The sequence below is a fragment of the Neorhizobium sp. T6_25 genome (assembly GCF_002968555.1).
Lineage (GTDB): Bacteria > Pseudomonadota > Alphaproteobacteria > Rhizobiales > Rhizobiaceae > Neorhizobium.
Window position 1 is genome coordinate 1 of sequence record NZ_PVBL01000003.1, and the last position, 14,875, is coordinate 14,875.

Annotated in this window: 17 protein-coding genes and 1 pseudogene; 7 read left to right on the forward strand and 11 right to left on the reverse strand. The window is 60.4% G+C overall.

Annotation, left to right across the window (positions count from 1 at the left end; genetic code table 11):
- Positions 1-90: 90 nt before the first annotated feature.
- The 10 genes and pseudogenes from C5L10_RS04480 to rsmI form a co-directional block, all read right to left on the reverse strand.
- Positions 91-804, reverse strand: coding sequence for a recombinase family protein (locus C5L10_RS04480; RefSeq protein ID WP_105428696.1), 714 nt, complete (start codon positions 802-804; stop codon positions 91-93).
- A gap of 165 nt (positions 805-969) precedes the next feature.
- A pseudogene (locus tag C5L10_RS34140) lies at positions 970-1,071 on the reverse strand (ATP-binding protein); the annotation flags it as partial.
- A 195-nt stretch (positions 1,072-1,266) separates the two neighbouring features.
- Positions 1,267-2,217 carry a glutathione synthase gene (gene gshB / locus C5L10_RS04485; protein WP_105428697.1) on the reverse strand — a complete coding sequence of 317 codons (951 nt, stop codon included), beginning with the start codon at positions 2,215-2,217 and terminating at the stop codon, positions 1,267-1,269.
- 74 nt (positions 2,218-2,291) lie between these two features.
- The gene (locus tag C5L10_RS04490) at positions 2,292-2,795 is read right to left on the reverse strand and encodes a cupin domain-containing protein (protein WP_046609561.1); all 504 of its coding nucleotides are present in this window, start codon (positions 2,793-2,795) and stop codon (positions 2,292-2,294) included.
- 110 nt (positions 2,796-2,905) lie between these two features.
- Complete coding sequence (locus tag C5L10_RS04495; RefSeq protein ID WP_105428698.1) at positions 2,906-4,006, reverse strand: sn-glycerol-3-phosphate import ATP-binding protein UgpC; 1,101 nt, start codon at positions 4,004-4,006, stop codon at positions 2,906-2,908.
- A 1-nt stretch (position 4,007) separates the two neighbouring features.
- Positions 4,008-4,856, reverse strand: a complete 849-nt coding sequence (gene ugpE, locus C5L10_RS04500; RefSeq protein WP_105428699.1) for a sn-glycerol-3-phosphate ABC transporter permease UgpE — start codon at positions 4,854-4,856, stop codon at positions 4,008-4,010.
- A gap of 9 nt (positions 4,857-4,865) precedes the next feature.
- The gene (ugpA, locus tag C5L10_RS04505) at positions 4,866-5,750 is read right to left on the reverse strand and encodes a sn-glycerol-3-phosphate ABC transporter permease UgpA (RefSeq protein WP_046667349.1); all 885 of its coding nucleotides are present in this window, start codon (positions 5,748-5,750) and stop codon (positions 4,866-4,868) included.
- Between the two features lie 77 nt (positions 5,751-5,827).
- Complete coding sequence (gene ugpB / locus C5L10_RS04510; protein WP_105428700.1) at positions 5,828-7,150, reverse strand: sn-glycerol-3-phosphate ABC transporter substrate-binding protein UgpB; 1,323 nt, start codon at positions 7,148-7,150, stop codon at positions 5,828-5,830.
- Between the two features lie 123 nt (positions 7,151-7,273).
- Positions 7,274-7,672, reverse strand: a complete 399-nt coding sequence (locus tag C5L10_RS04515; RefSeq protein WP_371411915.1) for a YraN family protein — start codon at positions 7,670-7,672, stop codon at positions 7,274-7,276.
- A complete protein-coding gene (gene rsmI / locus C5L10_RS04520) occupies positions 7,659-8,576 on the reverse strand; it encodes a 16S rRNA (cytidine(1402)-2'-O)-methyltransferase (RefSeq protein ID WP_105428701.1) in 918 nt (305 codons plus the stop codon). The genes C5L10_RS04515 and rsmI overlap by 14 nt, the downstream gene beginning before the upstream one ends.
- Before the next feature lie 269 nt (positions 8,577-8,845).
- On the opposite strand from rsmI, the gene dnaN reads away from it, so the two are divergent.
- From dnaN to C5L10_RS04555, 7 genes are all read left to right on the forward strand, one after another.
- Positions 8,846-9,964: a DNA polymerase III subunit beta gene (dnaN, locus tag C5L10_RS04525; RefSeq protein ID WP_105428702.1), complete on the forward strand. Its 1,119-nt coding sequence runs from the start codon at positions 8,846-8,848 to the stop codon at positions 9,962-9,964.
- 120 nt (positions 9,965-10,084) lie between these two features.
- Positions 10,085-10,678, forward strand: coding sequence for a phospholipid N-methyltransferase PmtA (gene pmtA / locus C5L10_RS04530; protein ID WP_105428703.1), 594 nt, complete (start codon positions 10,085-10,087; stop codon positions 10,676-10,678).
- A 1-nt stretch (position 10,679) separates the two neighbouring features.
- Positions 10,680-11,273: a histidine phosphatase family protein gene (locus tag C5L10_RS04535; RefSeq protein WP_105428704.1), complete on the forward strand. Its 594-nt coding sequence runs from the start codon at positions 10,680-10,682 to the stop codon at positions 11,271-11,273.
- The gene (gene pyrF, locus C5L10_RS04540) at positions 11,270-11,962 is read left to right on the forward strand and encodes an orotidine-5'-phosphate decarboxylase (RefSeq protein ID WP_105428705.1); all 693 of its coding nucleotides are present in this window, start codon (positions 11,270-11,272) and stop codon (positions 11,960-11,962) included. Before C5L10_RS04535 ends, pyrF begins: the two co-directional genes overlap by 4 nt.
- A 149-nt stretch (positions 11,963-12,111) precedes the next feature.
- Positions 12,112-12,399, forward strand: a complete 288-nt coding sequence (locus C5L10_RS04545; RefSeq protein WP_037079589.1) for a DUF1330 domain-containing protein — start codon at positions 12,112-12,114, stop codon at positions 12,397-12,399.
- Between the two features lie 102 nt (positions 12,400-12,501).
- Positions 12,502-13,482, forward strand: a complete 981-nt coding sequence (locus C5L10_RS04550) for a complex I NDUFA9 subunit family protein (protein WP_046667343.1) — start codon at positions 12,502-12,504, stop codon at positions 13,480-13,482.
- Positions 13,483-13,742: 260 nt separating this feature from the next.
- On the forward strand, positions 13,743-13,895 hold the full coding sequence (locus C5L10_RS04555) for a hypothetical protein (RefSeq protein WP_037079592.1): 153 nt from the start codon (positions 13,743-13,745) through the stop codon (positions 13,893-13,895).
- 40 nt (positions 13,896-13,935) lie between these two features.
- Here C5L10_RS04555 and C5L10_RS04560 read toward each other — a convergent pair whose 3' ends face one another.
- Positions 13,936-14,742, reverse strand: a complete 807-nt coding sequence (locus C5L10_RS04560) for an undecaprenyl-diphosphate phosphatase (RefSeq protein WP_046667342.1) — start codon at positions 14,740-14,742, stop codon at positions 13,936-13,938.
- Positions 14,743-14,875 lie beyond the last annotated feature (133 nt).

Here is a 14,875-nt window from a genome sequence, read left to right on the forward strand (position 1 = left end):
CGCCAGCCTCCTGCTCCTTCAGCACACCGATAATCTGCTCTTCCGTAAATCGCTGCTTCTTCATTCGTCCGTCCTTTAATGGGCCGGACTCTAATCCATTCTGGAGGAAATTCTCAGTGGCAGGTCACCACGACCAAAGGGCGGTACGCAAACTTTATTCAAGGCACGTGCGATCTGGTATGATCCCTTGCCCGTTGAGGCTTCATTGAAAATCGCGCGAACGATCTCGACCCGATCCGGCATCAGCCTAAACGATTTTCTGTCGCCATTGAGCTCCAACCACGAGGGACACATTCGGGTCAGCTTGCTATCGCTGATGCCTTGCCTCTTGTTTTCCCACGCAGCGCCGACACGCATGCTTTTGGTCTTGGACTCTTCGTGAGCCCGGCTCATGATCAGGACTGACTGGATAATGTCGATGAAATCAGCGCTGCCAGTACGATAGACGTGTTTGTCTACGAGTGTGACGATATTCACGCCAGCTTGCAGGATCTGGAGGAAAAGCGTGGTAGCTGCTACGGAGCTTTGTCTGCTTATGCGATCCAGGGACTCGACTAAAAGGAATGAGCCAGAGGGAATTTGCCCGTTCTGCACAAGATTAAGGAAGCGTCCAAGCGAACCCTCTTCGACATTCCGGCCGTGAAATGCCGAGATGCCAATGTCTTCCAGCTTGAAGTCTTCTACGAGTTCTAGATCATTTTCGGCGGCATATGTCCTAGACGCCTCCGATTGCCTGCGCAGGCTGTCGCCTCGCAGCTGAATCTCAGTGGACATTCGAATGTAGGAATAAGCTTTTGATTTCATGGGGCACCTCTTCAATGCCCAGGTAGGTCAAGCAGAGGCTCATCTCAACGCGAGAACTGTGGACATGCTTTATTGGCTGAACAGAACTTCGCCTCTTGGGTCGTCCCTACGGATTTATTTTTTTCCGCTGGGGCATTCATTCAAACCGTCGTGATTAATCCACCTTACCAGCTGCATGTTGATCTTGCCCGGCCCGACCATGAGCTGAACGTCGACCGGAACGCCTTCTATGCCTTGGAATGCGACTGTGCTGACGCGCGAAACCATAACCACCCCGCCCCTAACTTCATGTCCGGGACGCCAGCGATACACGCTTTCCGTGCCAGGAATTGCAATCTGGCATAGAAACAGGAATGAAACAAGAACATTAACCGAACAATTTCACGCATCCGCTGCAAACGGGTTGCGGGCGGTTGTATCGCGAGAACAAAGGCGATCCGTATCCGAAACGCCTTGCCTTCATCAGGCGCGTTTTGCCTCGATTGCATCCCAGAGGAGGCCTGCGACGTCGGCGCCGCCGAACTTCTTGACTTCGCGGATGCCCGTCGGGGATGTGACGTTGATCTCGGTCATGTAATCGCCGATGACATCGATGCCGACGAAGATGAAGCCGCGCTCGCGCAGGGCGGGTCCGATGCGGGAGCAGATTTCCTTCTCGCGCGGCGTGATCTCGGTCGCCTCGGCGCGGCCGCCGACATGCATGTTGGAGCGGCTGTCGTGTTCGGCGGGAACCCGGTTGATCGCGCCGACTGGCTCTCCGTCCACCAGCAGGATGCGCTTGTCGCCCTTGCGCACGGCCGGCAGATAGGCCTGGGCGATGTAGGGTTCGCCGCGATACATCTGGCCGAACATTTCGAGCAGCGACGTGAAATTGCGATCGTCGCGGGCGGAGTGGAAAACCCCGGCCCCGCCATTGCCGTAGAGCGGCTTCAGGATGATATCGCCCATCTCTTCCCGGAAACGGGCGATTTCGCCCGGATCGCGGCTGATCAGAGTTGCCGGCATCAGATCGGCGAATTCGGTGACGAAAATCTTCTCCGGCGAGTTGCGCACCCAGGCGGGGTCGTTGACGACAAGCGTTTTCGGGTGGATGCGCTCGAGCAGATGCGTCGAGGTGATATAGCCCATGTCGAAGGGCGGATCCTGGCGCAGATGAACGACGTCCATCTCCGACAGGTCGAGGCGTTCCTTCTCCCCGAGCGTGAAATGATCGCCCTTGACGTCGCGAACCTGCAGCGGTTCGACAGCGGCGAAGATCTTGCCGTCACGCATGGTCAGGCGGTCGGGAGTGTAGTGAAACAGCTCGAAGCCACGCGCCTGCGCTTCGAGCGCCATGGCGAAGGTGGAATCGCCGGCAATGCTGATGCCGGAAATATGGTCCATCTGGAACGCGACCTTGCGGATTTTCGCCATGACTTCAGCCCCCTAGGATTGGCCCGCCTGATGTAGGATGGCGGGCCTCCAAAGGCAACTGCAATCGGCCGATATCACGCGGAGATGCCGACCTGCGTCTTTGCCCGCAACATGTTGCGCAGGCGGAAAAGCATGGCGATCGGCTTCGGGAAAGGCCGGCGGATGAAGGCGACCTTCTTTAGGTACTTGTCGATGCGCCACGTGGCCCAGGTCCGGCCCTTGAAATAGGCGACATCGCCTGCCTGGAGAACGCGCTGGGTGCCGTCTTCGGCAGTCACATGCACTTCGCCCTCAAGGATCACCACCGTTTCGTCCCAATGGAAGTACCAGCGGAACTCGCCTGCCGTACATTCCCATACACCGGTCGTCGCGCAATCGTCCTCGGCGGTGGAATGAGAACCGGCGCGCGCCTGCGGATCGCCGGCGATGACCCAGGTGGGCTCGATCGGCATCGGCTTCATTTCGAGAGAATGCGGACAGGCGCCGATAAACGGCTTCACCTTCGGCTTTTCAGGTGCGTAGGACTTGGACCGAAATGCAATTGCCGCTGCGGTCGCGGCGAGGACGTGCCAACTCATGTTTTCCCCGGAAGCTGTCAATTCCGGGAGATGCTAGCGGCAAAGAGTAAGCCCGCTCTTCAGGCCGATGTTAGAATTTTAACGATCGGCCTCAATTTCGGATTGGGCCCTCAGATAACCGGCTCGACCGGCGCGAGCTTTGCCTCCGCCGGAACGTTGCCCGGCAGCCGCTTGCCCGTTTCGATCGAGAAGAAGTGCAGGCGCTTGGCATCGACGGCAATGCGCATTTCCGGCGATAGCGCAATCTCCGGAGAAACGGCGGCAGTCATCTGCTGGTCGCCGACGGTGCCGTGGATCAGGCGCTGGGCACCCAGCTCCTCGGTATATTCGAGACGGAAGGGCAGAGCCTCCTCGTCGTCGCGGGCGATGCGCAGATCCTCGGCGCGGACGCCGACGGTGACGGCACCGGAGGTCGGCGCGAAACCGTTGAGGGCGACCATCGCCGGGCCGATCGCCAGCTTGTCGCCATGCAGCTCGCCCTTGACGAGGTTCATGGCCGGTGAGCCGATGAAGCTTGCAACGAAGGTGGAGGCCGGCGCGTGGTAGACTTCCAGCGGTGCACCGATCTGCTCGATCTCTCCCCCGTTCAGAACGACGAGGCGGTCGGCCAGCGTCATGGCTTCGAGCTGGTCGTGGGTGACGTAGATCGACGTGGTACCAAGCCGGCGCTGCAGGCGCTTGATCTCGCCGCGCATGGAAACACGCAGCTTCGCATCGAGGTTGGAGAGCGGCTCGTCGAACAGGAAGGCTGCCGGCTTGCGGACGATGGCGCGGCCCATGGCGACACGCTGGCGCTGGCCGCCGGACAGCTGGCGGGGCTTACGCTCCAGATACTGGGTGATCTCCAGCATGCGGGCGGCTTCGGCGACACGGGCGTCGATCTCGGCCTTCGGCGTGCCGCGGTTCTTCAGACCGTAGGCGAGGTTGTTGTAGACCGTCATATGCGGATAGAGCGCGTAGTTCTGGAACACCATGGCGATATCGCGCTCGGCCGGCTCGATCTGGTTGACGACCCGGCCGGCGATCTTCACTTCCCCTGAAGAAATGGCTTCCAGCCCCGCAACCATGCGCAGCAGCGTGGATTTGCCGCAGCCTGACGGACCGACGAGGACGATGAACTCGCCGTCGACGATGTCGATGGACACCGAGCTTACCGCCTTCACGCCGCCGGTATAAATTTTCGAAACTTCTGAGATGTGAATTCCAGCCATGTTATTTCTCCGTTTCAGTGAGCCCGCGGATGAACAACCGCTGCATGAAAACCACGACGAGGATGGGGGGAAGCATGGCGAGAACGGAACCTGCCATGACCAGCTGCCACTCGATGACACCGTCCTGCACGGTGACCATGCGCTTCATCCCCATCATCAGCGTGTAATAGCCGGGGTCGGTGGTCACCAGGAGCGGCCAGAGATACTGAACCCAGCCATAGATGAAGAGGATGACGCATAGCGCGCCGATATTGGTGCGCGAGAGCGGCAGCAGGATGTCCCGGAAGAACTTCATGGGGCCTGCTCCGTCCACCCGGGCCGCTTCCAGAAGCTCGTCGGGGACCGTCATGAAGAACTGGCGGAACAGGAAGGTCGCCGTGGCCGATGCGATCAGTGGGACGGTCAGACCGGCCCACGAATTCAGCATGCCGAGGTCGGCGACGATCTTGTATGTCGGCATGATGCGCACCTCGACCGGCAGCATCAGGGTCACGAAGATGATCCAGAAGGCCAGCAACCGGAACGGAAACCGGAAGTAGACGATGGCGAAGGCGGAAAGGATCGAGATCGAGATTTTTCCGATCGTGATCGCCAGTGCCATGATCAGAGAGTTCAGCGCCATGTGCGAATAATTGGGCAGGCCGTGAGCCGCAGCGGCACTCGTCAGAATGGTCGAGTAGTTCTCGATGAGATGCGATCCCGGCAGAAGCGGGACAGGCCCACTCATCAGCGTCGAGACGTCATGGGTCGATGCCACGATCGCGAGATAGACCGGTAGCGCGACCATCAGAAATCCCAGGATCAGGAAAGCGTGGGTGAGGAAGGTCAGGAAGGGGCGATTTTCAACCATGATCGTTCCTCAATACTGGACGCGGCGTTCGACGAAGCGGAACTGAACGAAGGTTAGCAGCATCACGATCAACATCAGCAATACCGACTGCGCCGAGGACGAACCGATGTTGAGACCAACGTAACCGTCCTGGTAGACCTTGTAGACGAGCGTGGTCGTTGCCTGGGCAGGCCCGCCGCCCGTCGTGGCATCCACGATCGGGAAGGTATCGAACATCGTGTAATTCACGTTGATGATGAACAGGAAAAACGTCGTCGGAGACAGAAGCGGCAGAGAGATGGTGAAGAAACGCCTCACCGGGCCCGAACCGTCGATGGCGGCTGCCTCGATCAGCGACTGCGGCACCGACTGCAACCCGGCCAGGAAGAAAAGGAAGTTGTAGGAGATCTGCTTCCAGGCTGCCGCGATGATGATCAGGATCATGGCATGCGTGCCATTGAGATCATGGTCCCAGCGAATGCCCAGGCGCTCCAGGAAGAAGGGCAGCAGGCCGGTAGAAGTATTGAAGAGAAACCACCACAGGACGCCCGCCACCACAGGTGCGACGGCATAAGGCCAGACAAGCAGGGTGGTATAGATTTTTGCGGACCGCGCCAGGCGATCGACCGCCGCCGCGAATGCGAGGCCGAGCATCATCGAAAGAACGGTGACGGATACCGCGAATACGGCGGTGCGCCAGAGCGCATCCAGATAGTTCGGATCCGCAAACAACTGCCGATAGTGGGTCAACCCTACGAAAACGGTCGAGAAGCCAAAAGGATCTTCCCGCTCGAAGGAGGATTTCACTGCCTGCGCGGCAGGCCAGATGAAGAAGACGAGCGTGATAACGAGCTGGGGCGCGAGCAGCAGATAGGGCAGCAGGCGGTTGTTGAAGGTTGTTCTTTTGGTATCCACCGGTCCCTCACCACAACGTAACAAGCAAGCAAGGGAGGGCCGGCGACAGCCGGTCCTCCCTGCAGCAATCGGAACAATCAGTTCGAGTTGGCAGCTTCGAATTCACGCAGAAGCGCATTGCCGCGCTGCACCGCGCTGTCGAGCGCCTGCTTGGCGTCCTTCTTGTTGGCGAGGAGTGCCTGGAACTCTTCGTCGACAATGGTGCGGACCTGGGTGAAGTTGCCGAACCGCACGCCCTTCGAATTTTCCGAGGGAGTACCGCGGGTGATCTGCTTGATGGCGATGTCGGAACCCGGGTTCTTTGCGTAGTAGCCCTGCTTCTGGCCGAGATCGTACGCAGCGTTGGTGATCGGCAGGTAACCGGTGAACTGGTGCCAATCGGCCTGGACTTCCGGCTTGGAGAGATAGCTGAAGAACTTGGCTACGCCCTTGTAGGTCGCCTTTTCCTTGCCGTTCAGCACCCAGAGGGTGGCGCCGCCGATGATGGAGTTCTTCGGCTCCTTGATCTCGTCGTCGTAGTAAGGCAACGGGGCGAAGCCCGGTGTGAAGGTCTTGGCGTTGTTGATGACGCCTGCGCGCCCTGCGGAGGAGTTCATCGTAATGGCGCATTCCTGAGAATAGAACATGGTCGCCGCCTGGTCGCCGCCGACCGGACCGCCATACTTGAACAGGCCTTCATCCTGCCACTTCTTCAGGTTTGCCCAGTGCTTGGTCTGCAGAGGACCGTTGAAGCTGAATTCAGACTTCACACCGCCGAAACCGTTCTGCAGGGTGCCGAAAGGCTTGTCATGCAGCGCCGAAAGGTTTTCGGTCTGGACCCAGGTGATCCAGGCCGAGGTGAGGCCACACTTGGCAGCGCCGGAGGAAACGATCTTCCTCGAGAATTCCTCGACTTCCTTCCAGGTCTTCGGGGCAACCTCGGGATCAAGGCCAGCCTTTTTGAAGACGTCCTTGTTGTAGTACATGATCGGCGTGGAGGAGTTGAAAGGCAGCGACAGGATGTTGCCCTTGGTATCGGAATAGTAGCCGGTGACCGGAGACAGGAATGTCTTGGTGTCGAAGGGTTCGCCTTCATCGGCCATCAGCTTGTAGACCGGGTAGACGGCGCCCTTGGCGGCCATCATCGTGCCGGTGCCAACTTCGAAGACCTGGACGATGGCCGGCTGCTGGCCGGCACGGAACGCGGCGATCGCGGCGGTCAACGTTTCCGGATAGCTTCCCTTGTAGACCGGAACGACCTTGTAGTCGCTCTGGCTCTCGTTGAACTTCTGGGCGATCTCTTCGAGCTTCTTGCCAAGCTCGCCGCCCATGGCATGCCACCAGGTGACTTCGGTCGCAGCAAGCGACGAGGTCGCAGACAGTGCGACCGCGATCGCGGCCATCGAAAGTTTTTTGAACATTTTTAGGTCCTCTCCACCTCTGTTGGGATGAGGACCGCAATAGGACCAGGCTGTGACAGGCCCTTAACAGTTTTATGTCAGGAATGTTACATTGCACACCTATGCAATAATTTCACATCAGCGTCAGAACGCATTCGCAAAATGCCGCGGCAGACGGCCGGGAAGCACCGCGATCACGTCGTAACGCCGAGACAATCTGGCGGCGTCCTGTCGTTTTGAAAGCCAGACATCGCTTGCGGCTCGAATTCGGCTCTGAGTGACGTAACCGACGGCGTCGATCGCCTCCTGTTCCCCGATCCGCGCCTTGACCTCGACAAAAGCCACCAGGTCGCCTTTGCGGACGATCAGATCGATCTCCCCGAGCTTGGTACGGTAACGGATCGCAAGGACTCGATAGCCCTTGAGCAGGAGATAAAGCGCAGCGAGATATTCCGAGGCATGGCCCCATCGCTGAGCCTTTTGCCGCTGAGCCTTCTGCCGCTCGACTTTGCGGCGCTTCAGGTCTCGGTCAATCTCCGCCACCCGCCTCGCCTTTCAGGTTCAGAAGCCGCTGATAGAGATCCTTGCGCGGAAGTCCGGTCACGCGGGCAGCTTCGGCTGCAGCCTTGGCGGCTGGCATGGAGGCCGAAAGCTGGCGCAGCAGCACGTCCACCTCGATCTCGCCGGGAGGCTCCTCTGCCTCGGGCGGCGCCAGGAGCAGCACGATCTCGCCCTTCACGACGCGGTCGTCATTGTAATAGGCGGCAAGCTCCTCCAACGTGCCGCGGCGAAACTCCTCGAACGTCTTCGTCAATTCGCGGCAGACCGCCGCGCGTCGCCCCGCCCCGAGTACTTCGGCGGCAGCGCCAAGCGTTGCGCCGATGCGATGCGGCGATTCAAAGAAGATCAAAGTCGCCGGCACTTTCGAAAGCTCGGCCAGCCGGTCCCGCCGGCCCTTGTCCCTGACCGGCAGGAAACCGGCGAACAGGAACGCATCGGACGGCATGCCGGAACCGACGAGGGCTGCGAGCGGCGCCGAGGCGCCGGGGATCGGCACGACCTTATGACCGGCCTCGATCGCCATCTGACCGAGGCGGTAACCGGGATCGGAGACGAGCGGCGTGCCGGCATCGGAGACCAGCGCCACCGATTTTCCCTCCTGCAGCGCCGCGATGAGCTTCGGCCCGACCTCGTCGGAATTATGCTCGTGATAGGCGTAAGGCCGATTGACGATGCCGTAGCGGTCGAGCAGCACCCGAGTTACCCGGGTATCCTCGCACGCCAGCACATCGGCACCGGAGAGCGTTTCGAGCGCCCTCAGCGTGATGTCGCCGAGATTGCCGATCGGGGTTGCGACCAGATAAAGCGCCGGCTCCAGCGGCCGCGCGGGCACGAAAGTATTGGCGACGCGATAGCCGCGCTGGCTGCTCTTCGGTTCATCGGTCAAGGGGCGTCACGCGCAGATGAATGGTCATGAGCCTTTATGGGCAAGCCGGCCGGCTTCGGCAAGTAACGGGCAAGCCGTTGAGAACGCATATTTTCTGTGTGCAGTGCGTGAGACAGATGTGAAATGACTTGCTAACGCCTTGTTCACCTCTTGCTTTTCGAACGGGTTGTCTGCCATTTTGCCGGTCCACATCATCCGGCTGACCCAAAGCCGGCAGAATATCAGGGTCCGGCCCTGCCGGATCGCCACGGTCGAAAGCGATTGCGTCCATGCGTATTACTCTTGAGCGGTCAAACCTTCTGAAGTCGCTGAACCACGTGCATCGCGTGGTGGAGCGACGGAACACCATCCCGATCCTCTCCAACGTGCTGATGCGCGCGTCCGGCGCCGGTCTCGACCTGAAAGCGACCGACCTCGATCTCGAAATCACCGAAGCCCTTCCGGCCATGGTCGAGACTGCCGGCGCCACGACGGTTCCGGCGCACCTGCTTTACGAAATCGTCCGCAAGCTGCCGGACGGTTCCGAGGTGCTGCTCGCCACCAACCCGGACGGCGGCTCGATGACAGTGCAATCCGGCCGCTCGAAGTTCTCTCTGCAGTGCCTGCCGGAATCGGACTTCCCGGACCTTACCGCCGGCAGCTTCACGCATACGTTCAAGCTGAAGGCGACCGATCTGAAAATGCTGATCGATCGCACCCAGTTCGCGATCTCCACCGAGGAGACCCGCTACTACCTGAACGGCATCTTCTTCCACACGATCGAAGCCGACGGGGACCTGAAGCTTCGCGCGGTAGCGACCGACGGTCACCGTCTGGCGCGCGCCGATGTGCAGGCACCGTCGGGCTCGGAAGGCATGCCGGGCATCATCATTCCCCGCAAGACGGTCGGCGAGCTGCAGAAACTGGTCGACGATCCGGAAGCGGCTGTCACAGTCGAGGTTTCGGATGCCAAGATCCGCGTCACGATCGGCTCGGTCGTGATGACCTCGAAGCTGATCGACGGCACTTTCCCGGATTACCAGCGGGTCATCCCGACAGGCAACGACAAGGAAATGCGCGTCGATTGCCAGAGCTTTACCAGGGCCGTCGACCGCGTCTCGACCATTTCCTCCGAGCGCGGCCGCGCCGTAAAACTGTCGCTGACCGACGGCCAGCTGATGCTGACCGTCAACAATCCTGATTCCGGCAGCGCCACGGAAGAGGTTGCGGTCGGTTACGACAACGACCCGATGGAAATCGGCTTCAACGCCAAATACCTGCTCGACATTACCGCCCAGCTTTCGGGCGACGACGCGATCTTCATGCTGGCGGATGCCGGTTCCCCGACATTGGTGCGCGACACGGCGGGCGACGACGCGCTCTATGTGTTGATGCCGATGCGCGTTTAAATCATGAAGGCGGCCGGAAACCCCGGCCGCCTTTTTCATACGGTTTTCCCAGGTGCGACATTTTTCCTTGCTTTTGCGGCATTGAGGTTCCACATGGGGCGAAAAAGGGAGAGGATAAAAATGGAACTGCGCTTGAAGGAGCGGCTCGGCCGCAAGTTCGATGACGAGATCCGGTTCTTCAAGGGTTGGATCGATGGCCCGAAACGGGTCGGCGCGATCTGCCCCACCTCCTCCGTCACCGCCAAACGCATGGCAAGCGTCATCGACACGGCCTCGGGCCTGCCCGTCCTCGAACTCGGACCCGGCACCGGTATCATCACCAAGGCGATCCTGAAGCACGGCGTCTCGCCGGAAAACCTGGTCTCCATCGAATATTCGACCGATTTCTTCCAACATCTCGTCCGCACCTATCCGAGTGTCAACTTTATCAACGGCGATGCCTTCGACCTCAAGCGCACGCTCGGCGCCTTGAAGGACAAGACCTTCGACAGCGTTATTTCGGCAATCCCGCTTTTGAGCTTCCCGATGGAGCGCCGCATCGCGCTGCTCGAAGACCTGCTCAACCGCATTCCGGCCGGCCGGCCGGTGATGCAGATCACCTACGGTCCCGTCTCGCCGATCATCGCCCAGCCCGACCGTTACCGGATCAAGCACTACGATTTCGTCGTCAGGAACATCCCGCCGGCGCAGCTCTGGACCTATAGCCGCGGCTGACATGACGTTCGGTCTCTACATCACTCATCCTCAGGTCCGTATCGATCCCGACATTCCGGTGCCCCGTTGGGGGCTTTCGGATCTCGGCGCCGCCCGCGCCCGCGAGGCCGCCAAATCCGATTGGGCGAGGAAATTGGGCCGGATCGTCTCCAGCGACGAGGTGAAGGCGATCGAGACTGCGGAAATCCTTAGCCTCGCCTCGGGCATTTCGATCGAGATCGCGGAAGATACCCACGAGAACGACCGGTCGGCGACGGGCTTTCTGCCGCCGCCGCAGTTCGAGGATGCGGCCAACTGGTTCTTCGCCCACCCGGAAGAGAGCTTCAAAGGCTGGGAGCGCGCCGTGGACGCCCAGAGACGCATCGTTTCGGCGGTCACCAGAATTCTCGCCGATCACGATCCACATGTGCCGATCGCCTTCGTCGGCCATGGCGGCGTTGGAACGCTGTTGAAATGCCACCTCACCGGCTCGCCGATCGCCCGTGACCGGGACCAGCCGGGTGGCGGCGGAAATCTCTTCTGCTTCACCCTTGCGGATCGGACTGTCTCATGCGACTGGACGCCCATCGAAAAATGGGAAGGGTTCCAGGCATGAACGCTCGTGATCGCCTCATCGTAGGCCTCGATATTCCGACCATCGGCGACGCCGAAAAGATGGTCGCCACGCTCGGTGACACCGTTTCCTTCTATAAGATCGGCTATCAGCTCGTATTCGCCGGCGGTCTCGAACTTGCACGCGATCTCGCAAAGGATGGCAAAAACGTCTTCCTCGACATGAAGCTGCTCGACATCGACAACACGGTCGCGAAGGGCGTCGAGAACATCGTCAAGATGGGCATGACCATGCTCACCCTGCACGCCTATCCGAAGGCGATGCGCGCCGCGGTCGAGGCAGCAAAAGGTTCTCATCTCTGTCTGCTCGCGGTAACCGTCCTGACCTCGATGGACGAGACGGATCTCGTCGACGCCGGTTACGAATACGATCCGCATACGCTTGTTCTGCGACGCTCCGAGCAGGCGCTGGCCGCCGGCATGGGCGGCATCGTCTGCTCGGCAGAAGAGTCGGCCGCGGTGCGCAAGATCGTCGGCCCCGAAATGGCGATCGTCACGCCCGGCATCCGCCCTGCAGGTTCGGAAGCGGGCGACCAGAAGCGGGTCATGACGCCTTCGGACGCATTGCGGGCCGGATCGAGCCATCTCGTCGTCGCCCGGCCGATCGTCAAGGCGGCGGATCCGAAGGCTGCGGCACAAGCCATCCTCGCCGAGATGCAGGGCGCGCTCTGACGACCATTCGTTGCCGGAGACGATTTCTCCGGCTGTGATCCGGGATGAGTTCCGGCGGACCGCAGGAAAGGGTGCAAAGCCTGTCGTATTGACTCGTCCCGGAATTTGCCTGAAGTCATCGCAACCGAAAACACGCTGGAGGAAATACCATGGCCAAGGGATATTGGGTTGCCCGCGTCGATGTCCGCGATCCGGAACGCTACAAGGATTATATCGCGGCCGCCACGCCCGCCTTCGAGAAATACGGCGCCAATTTCCTCGCCCGCGGCGGCGCGATGGCAGCGATGGAGGGCAAGTCCCGCGCCCGCAACGTCATCATCGAATTCCCGTCGATGCAGGCCGCCATCGACTGCTACAATTCTCCCGAATATGCGATCGCCATCAAGATCCGCCAGGAAGTGGCGGATGGCGAAATCGTCGTCCTCGACGGCCTTTAAGAACCGGTTGTCGCGGGCGGTGCGGCAGTGGAGACACTTCCACCCGTGCCGCGATTCGGTTAAACAGCACTCATCTCGTCCCACAGGCTCCCGGAGCACGCCATGACCATCAACAACCTTCCGCCGCTCGTCACCGTTTTCGGAGGATCGGGCTTCGTCGGCAGGCATGTGGTTCGTACGCTGGCCAAGCGCGGTTATCGCGTCCGGGTTGCCGTCCGCCGCCCGGATCTCGCAGGCTTCCTGCTGCCGGCCGGCTATGTCGGCCAGATCTCGCTGGTCCAGGCGAACCTTCGCTACCGCCAGTCGGTCCTGAAGGCCGCCGAAGGCGCTTCGCATGTGGTCAACTGCGTCGGCATCATGTTCGAGAGCGGCCGCAACACGTTCGATGCGGTCCAGGATTTTGGTGCTCGCGCGGTTGTCGATGCGGCACGTGCGGCCGGCGCCAAGCTTACCCATGTTTCCGCGATCGGCGCCGATGCCAACTCGGAATCGTCCTATGCCCGCAGCAAGGGCCGCGCCGAGGCGACGATCCTTTCGACGCTGCCGGATGCCGTGATCCTGCGGCCGTCGATCATGTTCGGGCCGGAAGACAGCTTCTTCAACAAGTTCGCCTCCATGGCCCGCACCTTCCCCGCCCTGCCGCTGATCGGCGGCGGCAAGACGAAGTTTCAGCCGGTCTATGTGGAGGACGTCGCCGAAACCGTCGCACGCTCCGTCGACGGCACGATCGCAACCGGAAAAATCTATGAGCTGGGCGGGGGCGAAGTCATGACCTTCCGCCAGTGTCTCGAGACGATGTTGCGCGTCACCAATCGCAGCAACGCGCTCGTCTCGCTGCCCTTCGGCATCGCATCGCTGATCGGCAGCATCGCGTCTCTGATCCCCTTCGTCCAGCCGCCGATCACCAGCGACCAGGTGAAGCTGCTGAAGATCGACAACGTGGTTTCCGATGCCGCCGTCACGGAAGGCCGCACGCTGCAGGGGATAGGCATCCGCCCGACGCTCGCCTCTTCGATCCTGCCATCCTACCTTGTGCAGTACCGCCCGCAGGGGCAGTACACCGGTTCCGGCCGCGCCGCCTGACATTCGTTAACCATATTACGCAATTGATTTCGCTCCGGCATGCCGGCAGTGCCCGCTGAAAATTCGGGCACCCCTTTGTTGTCGCTCATGTTTCGGGCAAGGATTGTGGCACAAAGGTCGCAGTGGCCAATGCAGTCGCGTTAACGGCCGGTTCAGCAAAATCCTTTATTGAATTCTTCTAATCCAACCCATAGATCCTCCCTCACCAAACAAGCGGCGCAACCGTGACGATAAAATCTTCCATCGAAAGGCATTCCTCCATGGGCAAGCCCATCGCCCTCTTTTTTGCATGCGCAGCGCTGATCATCCTCGCGGGCTCCTTCATGGCCCCGACGACGGGCGCAGCCGGCAAGAGCGAATGCACGCCCGCATACGGCGTCGACCCGTGCAGCACGGCATCCATCCAGCACTGACATGATCGGGAAGTCGGCGGCCTTTTGAGCCGCCTTCTTTTTACGCTCCCAGCAGCAGGGCGATCAGGCCCGCGGCGCCGATGACGATTCGCCAGTAGGCGAACGGCGCATAGCCCCGGCTCGATACGAAATCGAGCAGCGATCGCACCACCACGATGGCGGTGACGAAGGCGGCGACGAAACCGACAGCGATCACGGCGCCGTCGTCGAAACTCAACGCATTGCGGTTTTTATAAAGATCGAGCACGAAGGCGCCGAGCATGGTCGGCATGGCGAGGAAGAACGAAAATTCCGCCGCCGAGCGCTTGTCCGCGCCGAGCAGAAGCGCACCGACGATCGTCGCGCCGGAACGCGAGGTCCCGGGGATCATCGCCACGCATTGGCAAAGGCCAATCTTGAAGGCGAGCGACAGCGGATAATCCATCACGTCGTGGTATTTCGGCTGGAACTTGATCCTGTCGACCACAAGCAGCACGAAGCCGCCAAGGATCAGCATGACACAGATCAGCATCGGCGTTTCGAACAGCACGGCCTTGATGAAATCGTGGGCCAAAGCGCCGATCACCGCCGCGGGCAGGAACGCGATCAGCACCGTTGCCACGAACCTGCGCGCCTTGGGGCTGGTCGGCAGATCGGCTGCGATCTGCAGCAGCTTGCGGGCATAAACGAGCAGGATGGCGAGGATAGCACCAAGCTGGATCAGGACCGCGAAAGTGTTGCCGGGGGATTGGAAACCGAGGAAATGACCAGCCAAAAGAACGTGGGCGGTCGAGGAAACGGGAAGAAATTCAGTGAGCCCCTCGATCAAACCGAGGACGAGCGCACTGATGATGGACTGATCCGCCATTCTTAATCCTTTATTGAGCAGATAAGGGCAGTTTTAAGCAGTTTATGAGCCGTTGCTTGTCTTGGGACTACCAAATCCATATAGCTGCCATATGTCAGGCGGGCGCGCGAGGCGCCCCTGCCCCTCCTATACG

Bases quoted from the DNA above. Each gene is read 5' to 3' on its own strand.
- gshB (WP_105428697.1), bottom strand. From the start codon at position 2,217: ATGGCGAAAATCCGCAAGGTCGCGTTCCAGATGGACCATATTTCCGGC.
- pyrF (WP_105428705.1), top strand. From the start codon at position 11,270: ATGAACGCTCGTGATCGCCTCATCGTAGGCCTCGATATTCCGACCATC.
- dnaN (WP_105428702.1), top strand. From the start codon at position 8,846: ATGCGTATTACTCTTGAGCGGTCAAACCTTCTGAAGTCGCTGAACCAC.
- C5L10_RS04490 (WP_046609561.1), bottom strand. From the start codon at position 2,795: ATGAGTTGGCACGTCCTCGCCGCGACCGCAGCGGCAATTGCATTTCGG.
- C5L10_RS04545 (WP_037079589.1), top strand. From the start codon at position 12,112: ATGGCCAAGGGATATTGGGTTGCCCGCGTCGATGTCCGCGATCCGGAA.
- C5L10_RS04495 (WP_105428698.1), bottom strand. From the start codon at position 4,006: ATGGCTGGAATTCACATCTCAGAAGTTTCGAAAATTTATACCGGCGGC.
- C5L10_RS04555 (WP_037079592.1), top strand. From the start codon at position 13,743: ATGGGCAAGCCCATCGCCCTCTTTTTTGCATGCGCAGCGCTGATCATC.
- C5L10_RS04480 (WP_105428696.1), bottom strand. From the start codon at position 804: ATGAAATCAAAAGCTTATTCCTACATTCGAATGTCCACTGAGATTCAG.
- C5L10_RS04535 (WP_105428704.1), top strand. From the start codon at position 10,680: ATGACGTTCGGTCTCTACATCACTCATCCTCAGGTCCGTATCGATCCC.
- ugpE (WP_105428699.1), bottom strand. From the start codon at position 4,856: ATGGTTGAAAATCGCCCCTTCCTGACCTTCCTCACCCACGCTTTCCTG.
- pmtA (WP_105428703.1), top strand. From the start codon at position 10,085: ATGGAACTGCGCTTGAAGGAGCGGCTCGGCCGCAAGTTCGATGACGAG.
- C5L10_RS04550 (WP_046667343.1), top strand. From the start codon at position 12,502: ATGACCATCAACAACCTTCCGCCGCTCGTCACCGTTTTCGGAGGATCG.
- C5L10_RS04560 (WP_046667342.1), bottom strand. From the start codon at position 14,742: ATGGCGGATCAGTCCATCATCAGTGCGCTCGTCCTCGGTTTGATCGAG.
- ugpB (WP_105428700.1), bottom strand. From the start codon at position 7,150: ATGTTCAAAAAACTTTCGATGGCCGCGATCGCGGTCGCACTGTCTGCG.